Below are 13,168 nucleotides of genomic sequence, written 5' to 3'. Positions count from 1 at the left end.
ATCGCCGGGCGCGCGGGGCGCTGCGGGGCCTCCCCATCAGCGGCTGGGAGGCCAACATGTCATCGCCGGGCGCGCGGGGCGCTGGGAAGAATCGGATGTACGGGGACTTGTCGATCCGGGCTGTCGCCGGGCGGCCCGGGCGCCGCTGATCGCCCGAGGGGATCGTGCTGGCCGGGTGGGAACCGCCTCGCACCACCTGGAGCGGAGTCCCGCACGGTGGGTGGCGCGGTGCTCGCCTCGGTCCCCGACGGGGACGCGGCCACCGTGTCGTCCTTCGAGCTTCGAGTTCGCTCACCGCAGGTCTCTCGAACAGGAGCCATCACGATGACCGCTACCCGTGTCGCCGACCCCGCCGGCCTGCTCGGGGAGTCCCTGGCAGAGGCGTCCGCGGGCCGGAACCCGGGGCGGAGGGGCTCCGCTCGCGTGTCGACGACGTGGCCGCCGCCCGCGGGGCCAGGGCCCGAGGGGCGGGTCAGACACCCCGGACGCGCCCCCGTGCCGCCGCCCGCGGAACCAGGGCCCGCGGGCTCGAGTCTCGCGCAGTGCTGCGCCGGGCCCGGCGTGCACGTCCACCGGGTCCGGCAGGCTCGGGCCTCGTGGGGTCACGAGCCGCACAGGGTGTTGTCCGTTCAGCGCCGATGTTGTCCGCCTGATCTGCCCGGCCGGTCGACGCACACACTGCGGGTGCCTGAGGCGATGGGGCCGAAGGCGATTCGGCCGGCCCGCCCGCGGGCCCGGCGCAGACCGCGGGGCCCGCACGGGCCTCGCCGCAGAAAGGAATCACCATGACCGCGCAGATCATCCCCCTGCACCCGCATGACGTCGTCGAGCCCGATCCCGATCCGGCCGACGACCAGGGCGTTCCCGAGTTCGTCGATGTTCCGGTCGCCGCAGAGCGCCCGCGGTCCGGTCGGCTGCGCCGGGCCTACGAGCGTGGCATGGCGACGGCCGAGTACGCCGTCGGCATCCTCGCCGCGGTGGCCCTCGCCCTCGTCCTGCTGCACATCTTCACCGACAACCAGTTCTTCCAGAAGATGCTCAAGTTCGTGCTCGACCTCATCGACAAGGTCGCCCCGATGATCGGTTCCTGACCGCATCGCCCGGTGGCGCGCCGGGCCCACCCCCTCCGGCGCGCCATCGTCCGGGCGGGCCCGGCGGGCCCACCCCGTTCGAGGCCGACTTCGCCCGGCCTGTTCCGTTCGGGCCTGGCTCGCCCATCCGTCGGTCCCGTCCGGCTCGTCATCCCGCTCGGCTCGTCCCCTTCGGCCGGCCCAGCCCCACCGCCGGGGTCCTCGCGCGGTCCGGCGACGTCCAGTCGGACCGTCCCAACCATTCAGAAGGACAGAACGATGCGCGTCATCCGCACCATTCCAAGTCGCTGCTCCCACGACCGGTGCTTCCCCGACCTCAGCATCCGGCGCGCCCGGAGCGCCCGGAGCGCCCGGCGAGGCGCCGAGCGCGGCATGGTCACCGTCGAGCTGGCCGTCTCGATCCTCTCGGCCGCGCTCATGGCCTCATGCCTGTGCTGGGTCATCGGCGTCGTCGGTGCCCAGATGCGCTGCCAGGACTCCGCGGTCGCCATCGCTCGGCAGCTCGCCCGGGGCGACGAGGCCGCCGCCGAGCGCGCCCGCGCCTCGGTGCCGCCCGGCAGCGAGGTCCTCACCGACGTCGACGACGGGGTCGTCCGAGTGAGTGTCACCGATGAACTGCGGTGGGGTCGCCTCGGGCCGGTTCGGGTCAGTGGTCGGGCCACCGTCACCGAGGAGCCCCACGCGAGGGAGCAGCGGCCATGACCGCGCGGACGGACGGGCCCGACGCGGCCCGTGCGACGCGGCCCGCCACCCCGGTCCGGTCCGGCGGTCCGGCCCGTCGATCCGGTCTGGTCCGTCGCCATGGTCCGACCCGTTCAGGCGGGGTCCCGCCCGAACGCGCCGTCCGGCCCGTCCTCGGCGACGACGAGCGGGGCTCGGGCACCGCGCTGTCCGCCTCGATCATCGTCGTCCTGTGCGTCACCGCCTTCTGGGTGCTTGTCCTGTCGGGCTGGATCGCCAGCGACCAGCGCGCCAGGCAAGCCGCCGACTTGGCGGCCCTCGCCGGGGCGCACGCCCACGAGAAGGGCGCATCGGCCTGCGACGCCGCCCGTGAGTACGCTCAGCGCAACGGCGGTGAACTCGCCGACTGCGACGTGAGCGCCGGCGGCGGGGAGTACATCGTCCACGTCGAGGTGTCGGTCGAGCTCCGGCCGGCGCTGGCGGGGGCTCCCTCCCGGGTGAACGAACGGGCCCATGCCGGCTTCCTCGTCCCCGACGAGGATCCGGCCGCCCGGCGGGCCGGCCCGAACGTCCCGGAGTCGGCCCAGGACGAGGACGGCCCCGATGGCTAGCCGCACTGCCCGGGGGAGGCGACGGGTCGGCGCCCGGTCACCGGTCCGGTCATGGGAGCGGCCTTGGCCGGCGGCATGAGCCTTCTCATCGGCGTGGGCCCGCTCACCGGGCCGGGTCCTGTCATCGGCGTGGCCGTCCGGTGCGCGGGACTCCGCTGGGCGGCGGTCGTCCGGCGCCCGGTCACCGGTTCGGCCACGGGAGCGGTCCCGGTCGGCGGTCCAGCTGCCGACGCGGCGGCGGGCGATGGAACGACGCCCGGCGCCGGAGACGCCGCGGCAGTCGTCCCAGCCGGCTCAGTCGCCGATGAGAGCGGCGAGCAGCTGTGCGGCCGCCTCCTTGTCGAGGTGTTGATTGGCGTTGCCGCACTTCGGCGAGACGACGCACGCCGGGCAGCCGTCGAAGCAGGCGCAGGTGCGCAGCCGCTCCAGCGTCGCCCGCCCCCATTCATCGGCCATCTCGTAGCCGCGCGCCGCGAAGCCGGCGCCGCCCGCCACCCCGTCGTGGACGATGATCGTGCACAGCTCGGTGTCCGGGTGCATCACCATCGACACCCCGCCGATGTCCCAGCGGTCGCATGGGGCGAAGGCCGGCAGCAGGCCGATCGCCGTGTGCTCCACCGCATGCGCGGCACTGCCCAGCCTGACCGCCGAGAGGCCCAGACGGTCGGCCACCTCCTGCGGCACCGTCCACCACACCGCCTTCGTCACCATGCGGTGCTCGTCCAGCTCGAGCGGATTCTCGTCCCACACCTGGCCGGTCCTCTCGTCCCGACGCAGGTAGCCGATCACCTGCGTGACGAGCTCGACGTCGCCGGTGCGCACCTGCGTCGCGCCGAAGCGCCGACCGGCGTCCTCGTGGAGGATGCGCGCCTGCGTCGTTGACAGCGGCTGCGTGTGATAGCCGGGGCGCTGCCTGCGCACGAGCGCCTCGCGGCGCTCCGGAGCGAAGCGGTCCACCACGTACTGCTCGCCCTGCTGGAGGTACACGGCGCCGGGGAAGACGCTGCGGTCAGCGGCCTCCAGATCCACTTGGCCGAGGACGCGCCCCGACTCCGTCTCGACGATGTCCAGCGGCCCGCCTTCCAGACCGCGCAGGTCGATGGCGTCCACCGCCCGTTCCGGCCTCGGCCAGAACCATCCGGTCCGGCGGCGGCGCAGCAGCCCGGCCGAGGCGAGCTGATCGGCCAGCGCGGCCATTCCTGGGCCGAACCAGCGCGCATCGTCCGGCTGGAGCGGCATCTCCTGGGCGGCGGCCGCCAGGTGCGGGCCGAGCACGTACGGATTGTCCGGGCTGAGTACCGTGCGCTCCACGGGGGCGTCGAAGATGAGCTCGGGGTGCGCGAACAGGTAGGCGTCCAGCGGGTTCTGGTTGGCCAGCACCACGACGAGGGCGTCGCGATCGGCCCGCCCGGCGCGCCCGGCCTGCTGCCACAGCGAGGCCAGTGTGCCGGGGAAACCGCAGATGAGCACGGCGTCCATGCCCGAGATGTCCATGCCCAGCTCAAGGGCGTTCGTGGCGGCCACCCCGGCCAGTCCGCCGGTCGTGAGGGCGTGCTCGATCTCGCGCCGGTCACCGGCAAGATACCCCGCCCGGTAGGCGAGGACGCGGCGGTCGGTGCGCAGGCTGCGCCCCGCCCCTTCCGCCACCAGCTCGGACTGGGCGCGGCTCGGCACGAAGGCGATCGTCTGCCTGCCGTCGTCGACGAGCCTCGCGAGGAGGGCCGCGGTGTCGGTGCCGGGGTCGCCCTCGGGCCGCCACAGCACCACGTCGCGGGCCGGGTGCGGTGCCGTGTCCAGCGTCACCTCGTCGATCGGTTCGGGCTCGCCGATGAGGCGCGCCGCCGACTCGCCGGGCGAGGCGGATGTCGCGGAGGCGATGACGAACACCGGATCGGAGCCGTAGGCCCGGCACAGCCTGCGCAGCCGCCGGATGACGCAGGCCACCTGCGCGCCGAAGACGCCGCGGTAGCGGTGCCCCTCGTCGATCACGACGTGGCGCAGCCCGCCGAGCAGGCGGGCCCATCGGGCGTGCCGGGGGAGGACCGCATGATGGAGCATGTCCGGGTTGGTCAGCACGAGGCGCGCGTGCTCGCGAGCGAAACGCCTTGTCGCCGCGTCGGAATCGCCGTCCAGGGCGACGATCGGCCAGCCCTTCGGGCCGAGTTCGCGCGCCACGCGACGCTGGTCGTGCGCGAGCGCCTTCGTCGGCGCGAGGTAGAGGGCCGTCGGTTCGCGGTGGATGCCCAGCAGCGCACTGGCCGACGACGCTGTCGCGGCGCGCCCCGCCCGGGGGCGGCCTGGGGGCCCGCCCGGGAACCGGGGGAGACCGTCCGGGGGAGGACGGCGTCCCTCCGAGAGGTGCGGGGGCCCGCCGGACGGGTGCGGGGCGTCTGCGCCCGCCCCGGCCTCGGCCCCGGGCCGTGCGGGGCCCATGGGGGCGCCGGTCCCGCCCGGGGCGCTGCCCGGCGCGGCCCTCCCGGAGGGGCCGTCCGTCGGGATTCCGTTCCCGACGGCTTTCTGCGGTGCGCCGTCCGGCGGAGCCCCGGCCGTGGCGGAGTTCGTCGGAACTCCGGCCGGGGCCGTGTCGGCGATGATCGCCAGCAGATAGGCCAGCGTCTTGCCCGAGGCGGTCGGCGTGGAGACCGCCACGTGACGTCTGGCGTGCATGAGCTCCGCGACTCGTACTTGGTGCTCCCAGGGGGTTTCGATGCCGTGGGCGACCAGGCCCTCGCGGTGGTGCGGGGAGAACCACGCCGGCCACTGCCCGCGCCTGCCCCCGGTGGCGTCGCGGTGGTCGATGTGGATCGCGCTGGGATGCTCGCTCAACCACTCGGGGACTGCCATGAAGCCCATTGTGCCCGCAGGCCTCGTGCCCGCCGCCGGCTGCCGACTGGAGGTCCACATCTCCACGCCGGCCGTGAGAAGATCCGGCAGCGCCTCTCGTGCCCGCCGCCGGCTGCCGACTGGAGGTCCACTGCGCGCGGGCCTGCAGCCGTGACCGCCACCGCCGACACCGGGCCGAGCGGAGGTCTACTGCGCGCGCGGGCCCGCATGCCAACCCAGCGGGCCATGGAGCTCGGCCTGGGAGGTCCACTGCGCGCGGCCCCCACGAGCTCGACGTCCGAGTCGTCGAGCTGCTGGACGGAGGTCCACTGCGCGCGGGCCCCACTGCACGTCCGCGTAGTGCCCGCCGCGCATCGGCCGCTCGTCGCCCGGTCCTCGTGGCGTCCACCATCTCCTGCACGAGCGCGGACAGGGCAGACTGGTTGTGGGTCATCGTGGGATCCTTGGAGCTTCTGGCGGAATCCGGACAGATCCCACGATGACCCACCCAAGACCTCAACAGCCCGAGCACATTGCCACGGGAATGCCACCACGCTATGGGACTCATCCTCGTGGTGCCGCCGGCGGGCCCGCCGCGTCCGGTCGGACGCCGCATCGGATCGGGCCCCGGACGCCCTGCCGCGGGCGTCCTCGTCGTCCGCGCATCTTGCGGAGCGGGCGCCCTTCGTCCTCGCCCGGACTCCGGGCGCCCTGCCGGACCCGTCGTCGGCGGCCCGGCCGGACGGCGCCCCACCTGCCGCCCCCGTGTGCCACAGTGGGGCCATGCTCAGCAGTCAGGCCGTCGGCGCGCTCCGCGCCGTCCTCGTCGACGCCGGGTATACCGTCGACGCCGTGCTCGAGCGGCTCGGCCCCTCCGGCAGCGAGGGGCTCGCGCGCAATGCGACGATCCCCGCGCTGCACGTCCTCGGCGCCGCCGACGACGCTCAGGCCATCCTCATCCGCCTCTTCCCCCTGCAGCAGACCCTGCTGCGCGGACCGGTCGAGCGGGTGCTCGGCGCCCGACTGCTCCGGTCCCTGATCGACGAGGGCGTTCTTCGGGAGTCGGGGCCCGCGGCGTTCCCCGTGCCGGGGGCGGCGCCGCCGGCCGGCGACCCCCTTCCGACGGGGCCCGCCCCGGGCGGCCCCCGCGTCAGGGCGGCCGTCGACATCCGCCCCTACGGCTTCGAGGACGCCGACGGCTCCTGGTCGGGCTGGGTCGCCGCCGATCCCGTCCCGGGGCTGGACGGGATCGTCACGCCCACCCGTCCCGACTACGTGCTCGGCGTCAGCCCGGCGTCCACCTCGCTGTCACGGCTGACCGTCCCCGACCGGGTGGGCACGGCCCTCGACCTCGGAACCGGATGCGGCGTGCAGAGCCTGCACCTGGCCCGCCACGCCGGCCGTGTCGTCGCCACCGACCTCAACCCGCGGGCCTGCGAGCTCGCCGGGCTCACCATGGCTCTCAACGGCATCGACCGGGTCGGGCTGCGCGAGGGCAGCCTCTACGAGCCCGTCGACGGCGAACGCTTCGACCTCATCGTCACGAACCCGCCCTACGTCATGAGCCCGCCCGACGACGGCGCCGAGCGCCTCGTCTACCGCGAGGGGCCCTTCGCCGGCGACGGCCTCGTCGAGAGGGTCGTCCGGCGGGGGCCGCGGCACCTGACCGGCGGCGGCCTGCTCCAAGTGCTCGCCAACTGGGCCGACGGAGGCGGCGCGCGCTGGCAGGACCGCCTGTCCGGATGGGCGGCCGGCACCGGCTGCGATCTGTGGGTGATCCAGCGCGAGAGACTCGACGTCTACGAGTACATCGAGATGTGGCTCACCGACGCCGGCCTGGCCGGCAGCGACGAATGGGGCCCCCGCTACCGCCGGTGGCTCGACTACTTCGAGAGGCTGGGCATCACCGGCGTCGGCATGGGGTGGATCATGCTGCGCAACTCCGGGGCCGCCCGGCCCCGGATCCGCATCGAGGAATGGCCCTACGACATCGGCCGACCCGTCGGGCCCGCCCTGTCATCCGGGTGGCGGACCCTCGACGCCCGCTCCCTGGACGACGACGCGCTCCTCGCCACCCGCTGCACGCTCGACCCCGACGTCGTCCAGGAGACCACGGGCGCGCCCGGAGCCGCCGACCCGAGCCATGTCGTCCTGCGCCGGACCACCGGGCTGCGAAGGGCGATCGAGGTGGACACGGCGCTGGGCGGCGTGCTCGGCGCCTGCGACGGCGAGCTCCCGCTGGGCCGGATCGTCGACGCGGTCGCCGAACTGCTCGGCGACGACCCCGCCGCGCTGCGCGCCCGACTCGCCCCGAGACTGCGCGACGCCCTCGTCGACGGCTTCATCACCGTCCGCCCGTCCGATGCCCCGCCCGCCTGATGATCGGTCCCGCCGCCACGGCCCGCTCCCGGGCGCGATCCGCGCCCGGTCCCGCGAGCGGAGGCGCCTCCGCATCATCCGTCCTCGGGCACGCGGTTCGACGCCCCAGGGCTCTGGCTGCCAGACGGCCCCTCGGCGCCCGCTCCCGGGCGTGCGGTTCCCCGAGCCTCACGACGCGTGGGCCGACACGGCCGACGCACCCACATTCTCCCGGCGCGCGGTTCGCCGTCGGCGTCCGGCGAGGCTATGGTGAGCCCCACACGGGGCCGGTGAGGATCGACCCCGTGCCCGTTCGGTACGACGGGCGCCGGTCCGGTGAGCGCTACGATCTTGGCGTCCGTCCACCCGGGCGAACGGTCATCGGCCCGTCCCGGGGCCGTCCAAGGACGAAGGCACACGAAGGATCACTGTGGCAGACACACCGCGCCGGCTCGTCATCGTCGAGTCCCCCACGAAGGCGACGAAGATCGCCGGTTACCTCGGCCCCGGCTACGTCGTCGAGTCGAGCCGCGGGCACGTGCGCGACCTCCCCACCAGCGCCGCCGAGGTGCCGGCCAGGTACAAGGGCCAGCCGTGGGCGCGCACCGGGGTCAACGTCGACGCCGACTTCACCCCGATCTACGTGGTCAGCGCCGACAAGAAGGCCACGATCCGCAAGCTCAAGACCGATCTCAAGGACTCCGACGAGCTCTACCTGGCCACCGATGGTGACCGCGAGGGCGAGGCCATCGCATGGCACCTGCTCCAGGAGCTGAAGCCCACGGTGCCGGTCAGGCGCATGGTCTTCCACGAGATCACCCGGGACGCCATCCAGGAGGCCGTGGCCCACCCCCGCGAGCTGGACGAGGACCTCGTCCAGGCCCAGGAGACCCGCCGGATCCTCGACCGTCTCTACGGCTACGAGGTCAGCCCCGTGCTGTGGAAGAAGGTCATGCCGCGCCTGTCCGCCGGCCGCGTGCAGTCCGTCGCCACCCGTCTCATCGTCGACCGGGAGCGCGAGCGCATGGCCTTCCGTGCCGCCTCCTACTGGGACCTCGAGGCGACCCTCGACGCCGGGGCCGAGGCCTCCCCGCGCGAGTTCACCGCCCGACTGGTCGGTCTGGACGACCGCCGCATCGCCCAGGGCGCGAGCTTCGACTCCCTCGGCAGGGTCAAGGGCGACGTCGTCGTCCTCGACGAGGCCGCGGCGGCCGTGCTCGCCGCGGCCCTGGAGAAGGCCCCGTTCTCCGTCGCCGGCGTCGAGGCCAAGCCCTACACCCGCCGTCCGGCGGCGCCCTTCCGCACCACGACCCTGCAGCAGGAGGCGGGCCGCAAACTCGGTTTCACCACCGACCGCACGATGCGCATCGCCCAGGAGCTCTACGAGGGCGGCTGGATCACCTACATGCGCACCGACTCGGTCACGCTGTCTGACCAGGCCGTCGACGCCGCGCGCGACGCCGTGCGCTCGCTCTACGGTGCCGACTACCTGCCCGACCGGCCGCGCATCTACGCCAGCAAGGTCAAGAACGCCCAGGAGGCCCACGAGGCCATCCGTCCGGCCGGCGCGAGCTTCCGCACCCCGGCCCAGTCCGGGCTGAGCGGCGACCAGTTCCGCCTCTACGAGCTCGTCTGGCAGCGCACCGTCGCCTCCCAGATGGCCGACGCCACCGGCCAGCAGATGATCGTGCGCATCGAGGCCTCCTGCCCCCAGCGCGTCGACCTCGGCGAGCGGGCCGGCGCCGTGCGCACCGCACGGTTCGCCGCCTCCGGCCGCACCATCACCTTCCCCGGCTTCCTCAAGGCCTACGTCGAGTCCACCGACGACCCGGCCGAGCGGACGACCAGGCTGCCGCGGCTGTCCCCCGACCAGCCGCTCGACCCGGTCCGGGTCGCCGCCGAGGGGCACGCGACGAAGCCCCCGGCGCGCTTCACCGAGCCGAGCCTCGTCGCCAAGCTCGAGGAGCTCGACATCGGCCGCCCGTCGACCTATGCGTCGATCATCCGCACGATCACGAGTCGCGACTACGTCTTCAAGAGGGGCGCCGCGCTCGTGCCGACCTGGCTGGCGTTCGCCGTGACCCGCCTGCTCGAGGAGCACTTCACCGCGCTCGTCGACTACGACTTCACGGCCGACCTCGAGGAGCAGCTCGACTCGATCGCCAAGGGCCAGGTCGACCGGCTCGAGGTGCTGCGCGACTTCTACTTCGGTCCGCAGGACGGGCAGGCGTCCGGCCGGTCCGCGCGCGAGGGCCTGCACGAGCTGACCAGGGCCCTCGGCGACATCGACGCGAGGGCCCTGTCCACCTTCCACCTCGGCGACCTCGACTCGGGCGTCGACGTGCGGGTCGGCCGCTACGGCACCTACGTCGAGGACGAGGATGCGCACCGCGCCAACGTGCCGGAGGACATGCCCCCCGACGAGCTGACCGTCGAGGCGGCCCGTGAGCTGCTGGCCAGGGCCGGCGGCGGCGACCGCGAGCTGGGCCTCGATCCGCAGACCCACGTGGCCATCGTCGTGAGGAACGGCCGCTTCGGCCCCTACGTCACGGAGGTCCTGCCCGAGGACGAGGCGCCGGCCAAGGGCTCGAAGAGGGCGAAGCCGCGCACGGCGAGCCTCTTCCGCTCGATGGACCCGGCCTCGGTCACCCTCGACGACGCCCTGCGGCTGCTGTCCCTGCCGCGCGTCGTCGGCGGCGAGGGCGAGGACGTCATCACCGCGCAGAACGGCCGCTACGGCCCGTACCTCAAGCGCGGCACCGACACCCGCTCGCTGCCCAGCGAGGAGGCCATCTTCACCACGACGTTCGAACAGGCCGAGGAGCTCTTCTCCCAGCCGAAGCGCCGCGGCCGCGCCGCGGCGGCCCCGCTCAGGGAGCTCGGCGCCGACCCGGCCAACGGCAGGCCGGTCGTCGTCAAGGACGGCCGCTTCGGCCCGTACGTCACCGACGGCGAGACGAACGCCACGCTGCCCAGGACCGACTCCGTCGAGGCCGTGACGCTGGAGCGCGCGGCCGAGCTGCTCGCCGCCAAGCGCGCCAAGGGGCCCGCCCCGAAGCGGCGCGGCTCGCGCGGGACGGCGAAGAGGGCCACTGCGAAGACGAAGAAGGCCACGACGAAGAGGACAGCCAAGGCCTCCGGGGCCGCCGGCCCGAAGGGGGCGGCCGGTTCCGCAGCCGGGAGTGCGTCGGACGCCCGGGCCGGGGAGAGGCCCGGAACGGCCGCCGGGAGCACGGCGAGGGCGACCGAGTAGGCCCTCCTCCCGCCTGCGGGGCGGGGCGGGGACGGCCTTCGTGGTAGGACTGGCAGTCGAGACTCTCCTCCTGACCGCGGCAGGGGCCGGCGGGCAGGACCCGAACACCGATCCGAGGAGCGGGCATGAGCGCACATGAGAGCAGGAACTGGTTCTTCGAGACGCCCTGGCACGTGCAGGCGCCCGAGCTCACGAGCACCGCGCTCGACCTCGACCGGGTCGTCCTCCTCGACGACCCCGATGCCGGGCAGGTGCGGCTGACCGTCCTCGACACGCCGACCGAGCGCCTGCTCCACGCCGGCGTCATGGTCGCCCAACGCGTCGTCGGGGGATCGGGGGAGTGGTTCGTCCGGGCGCCCGCGTGGGGGCCCTGGCTGCCCGACGGACGGTCGGGGCCGATCGCCTCCGACGGCGACTCGGAGCTGCCCGACGAGGTCGCCGATCTCGTCGCGCCCTTCCGCCGCCGGGCGCGCCTGGGCCCGGTCATCGGCTGCACCCGGGCGCGCGCCCGCTACGGGATCCTCGACGAGTCCGGCGGGATCCTCGCCGTGCTCACCGACGACCGCGTCACCGTGCGCCGCGGCGGCATCGCCACGGGCCGTTTCCGCGAGTCCACCGTCGACGTGGCCCGTCTCAGCGCCCAGCAGCGGGCCTTCGTCGCCGAGCAGATGGCCCAGATCGGTGCGGTGCGGGTCGACGGGTTCAAGGGCCTCTTCGCCCGCGTCGGCGAGCTCGCCCCGGCCCCCGCTCCCATCGGCGGGCGGCCGGCGGACCCGACGACGGCCGGTTTCCTGTCCTGGCTGCTGGCCCGGCGCTTCCACGCGATCGTCGGCGCCGATCTCGAACTGCGCAGCGGCGGGACCGACGACCCGGACGCCCTGGCCGGGGCCCTGCGCGGCTTCCGCGGCGAGCTCGACGTCCTGCGCGGCGTCGCCGACCCGGCCTGGCGCGCCGACCAGCTCGGCCGGCTGGACGTTCTCGAGGCCGCTGCGCCCGGGGCCGTCCGGAGGATGGACGAGTACGACGAGCTGCTCGACGCACTCGAGCTGGCGGTGCGCATCCCGCGCGTCGACGATGCCGCCGCCGAGCGGGCCGATGAGGCCCTCGGGGCCAGGCTGGGCACCGAGCTCGCCGGTCTGCGCGCCGGTGCCGACTTCGCGGTCGGTCATCCCGACGACGACGCGACGTGGGCCCAGGCGCTGGCCAGCGCCGAGCGGGCGCTCGCCCTCGTCCGCGCCGGCCGACCAGCCATCCGCAAGGCCAAGCGCACCGCCAGGCTGCTCGAGCGAATCGTGCGGGGCCTCGCGGCGGCCCAGGGGCCCGAGCCCGAGCCGGAGGGGCTCGCCGCGATGACGCCGGAGCAGGCCTACCGCGCCGGACGCGCCGCCGAGCGCGCCTGCGCCCGGGCCTCGGCCGCCCGCGCCGCCTTCGTCGGGGACTGGCCGGGCCTGCGCGACGACCTGCCGAGGGCCTCCGGGGGCTCCCGGCCCCGGCCCGGCCCGGCGCGCGTCGTGGAGGCCCTCACCGAGCTCGGACGGCAGGGCTGACCGTGGCGGCATCCGGGCGCTCCCGTGCGGGCAGGCTCGTCGTCTTCGAGGGCGGCGACGGGGTCGGCAAGTCCACCCAGGTGCGCCTCGCCGCCCGCGCCCTGGCCGAGGCCGGCGTCGAGCACGTCGTGACCCACGAGCCCGGCGGCACACGACTCGGCGAGGCGCTGCGCGGGCTGCTGCTCGACCCCGCCACGGGCGATGTGGCACCGCGCGCCGAGGTCCTCCTGTACGCCGCCGACAAGGCCCAGCACCTGCACCAGGTGGTGCGTCCGGCCCTCGACCGCGGGGCGGTGGTCATCTGCGACCGCTACCTTGACTCGATGCTCGCCTACCAGGGCGCCGGGCGGGTGCTCGACGTCGAGGACGTCGCCGCCATCGGCGCGTGGGCCACGGGCGGGCTCGTCCCCGATCTCACGGTGCTGCTCGACATGGACCCGGCGCGGGCCGTCGGCGTCAAGCGCGGCAGGGACCGCCTCGAGCAGGCGGGCGATGGCTTCCACGCGCGGGTGCGCCAGGGCTTCCTCGACCTCGCCGCCCGGGCGCCCGAGCGCTACCTGGTGCTGCCGGCCCGCACCGGCCGCGAGCACCTGGCCCGGTTGATCCGCCACCGGCTGACCGGGCTCGGCATCGAGGGGCTGCGGGGGTGACCGCCCAGGAGGAGCCCGCAATCGCTGCCCGTCCGGCGGGTCGGGTGGTCGGAACGGGGACACCGTGGCGCCCCGGACCGGTGGGCGGACCCTGGTGACCACGGGTGGGGGCCTCGCCGGTCAGCCCGGTGCGCATGTGGCCGGCCATGGCGTG

Annotated in this window: 8 protein-coding genes; 7 read left to right on the top strand and 1 reads right to left on the bottom strand. The window is 74.8% G+C overall.

Going from position 1 to position 13,168, the window contains the following annotated elements:
• The first annotated feature begins 785 nt into the window (after positions 1 to 785).
• The 3 genes from K336_RS14955 to K336_RS16930 all read left to right on the top strand — a co-directional run bounded on the left by K336_RS14955 (position 786) and on the right by K336_RS16930 (position 2,383).
• Entirely contained in the window at positions 786 to 1,091 is a 306-nt protein-coding gene (locus tag K336_RS14955; RefSeq protein ID WP_021798555.1) for a DUF4244 domain-containing protein, read from the top strand.
• Between the two features lie 258 nt (positions 1,092 to 1,349).
• Complete coding sequence (locus K336_RS0106390; RefSeq protein WP_021798556.1) at positions 1,350 to 1,793, top strand: TadE family type IV pilus minor pilin; 444 nt, start codon at positions 1,350 to 1,352, stop codon at positions 1,791 to 1,793.
• On the top strand, positions 1,790 to 2,383 hold the full coding sequence (locus tag K336_RS16930) for an Rv3654c family TadE-like protein (RefSeq protein WP_021798562.1): 594 nt from the start codon (positions 1,790 to 1,792) through the stop codon (positions 2,381 to 2,383). The genes K336_RS0106390 and K336_RS16930 overlap by 4 nt, the downstream gene beginning before the upstream one ends.
• A 294-nt stretch (positions 2,384 to 2,677) precedes the next feature.
• Here the strand turns inward: K336_RS16930 and K336_RS0106380 are convergent, their stop codons facing one another.
• On the bottom strand, positions 2,678 to 5,227 hold the full coding sequence (locus K336_RS0106380; RefSeq protein WP_028706580.1) for a DEAD/DEAH box helicase: 2,550 nt from the start codon (positions 5,225 to 5,227) through the stop codon (positions 2,678 to 2,680).
• Positions 5,228 to 5,989: 762 nt separating this feature from the next.
• On the opposite strand from K336_RS0106380, the gene K336_RS0106375 reads away from it, so the two are divergent.
• The 4 genes from K336_RS0106375 to tmk all read left to right on the top strand — a co-directional run bounded on the left by K336_RS0106375 (position 5,990) and on the right by tmk (position 13,014).
• Positions 5,990 to 7,585 (top strand): DUF7059 domain-containing protein, encoded by a 1,596-nt coding sequence (locus K336_RS0106375; protein ID WP_028706579.1) that lies wholly within the window; start codon positions 5,990 to 5,992, stop codon positions 7,583 to 7,585.
• Positions 7,586 to 7,994: 409 nt separating this feature from the next.
• Entirely contained in the window at positions 7,995 to 10,817 is a 2,823-nt protein-coding gene (gene topA / locus K336_RS14945; RefSeq protein WP_021796668.1) for a type I DNA topoisomerase, read from the top strand.
• 125 nt (positions 10,818 to 10,942) lie between these two features.
• Positions 10,943 to 12,364, top strand: coding sequence for a hypothetical protein (locus K336_RS0106365; RefSeq protein WP_028706578.1), 1,422 nt, complete (start codon positions 10,943 to 10,945; stop codon positions 12,362 to 12,364).
• A complete protein-coding gene (tmk, locus tag K336_RS0106360; RefSeq protein ID WP_028706577.1) occupies positions 12,361 to 13,014 on the top strand; it encodes a dTMP kinase in 654 nt (217 codons plus the stop codon). The genes K336_RS0106365 and tmk overlap by 4 nt, the downstream gene beginning before the upstream one ends.
• Positions 13,015 to 13,168: the final 154 nt, after the last annotated feature.

The organism is Propionibacterium acidifaciens DSM 21887, from assembly GCF_000426605.1.
GTDB classification, from domain to species: Bacteria; Actinomycetota; Actinomycetes; order Propionibacteriales; family Propionibacteriaceae; genus Propionibacterium; species Propionibacterium acidifaciens.
Note: the sequence above shows the minus strand (reverse complement) of the source record. Positions and strands in the feature narration are given on the sequence as shown.

Coding starts and splice junctions, on each gene's coding strand:
- K336_RS14955 (WP_021798555.1), top strand. CDS start 786: ATGACCGCGCAGATCATCCCCCTGCACCCGCATGACGTCGTCGAGCCC.
- K336_RS0106390 (WP_021798556.1), top strand. CDS start 1,350: ATGCGCGTCATCCGCACCATTCCAAGTCGCTGCTCCCACGACCGGTGC.
- K336_RS16930 (WP_021798562.1), top strand. CDS start 1,790: ATGACCGCGCGGACGGACGGGCCCGACGCGGCCCGTGCGACGCGGCCC.
- K336_RS0106380 (WP_028706580.1), bottom strand. CDS start 5,227: ATGGCAGTCCCCGAGTGGTTGAGCGAGCATCCCAGCGCGATCCACATC.
- K336_RS0106375 (WP_028706579.1), top strand. CDS start 5,990: ATGCTCAGCAGTCAGGCCGTCGGCGCGCTCCGCGCCGTCCTCGTCGAC.
- K336_RS0106365 (WP_028706578.1), top strand. CDS start 10,943: ATGAGCGCACATGAGAGCAGGAACTGGTTCTTCGAGACGCCCTGGCAC.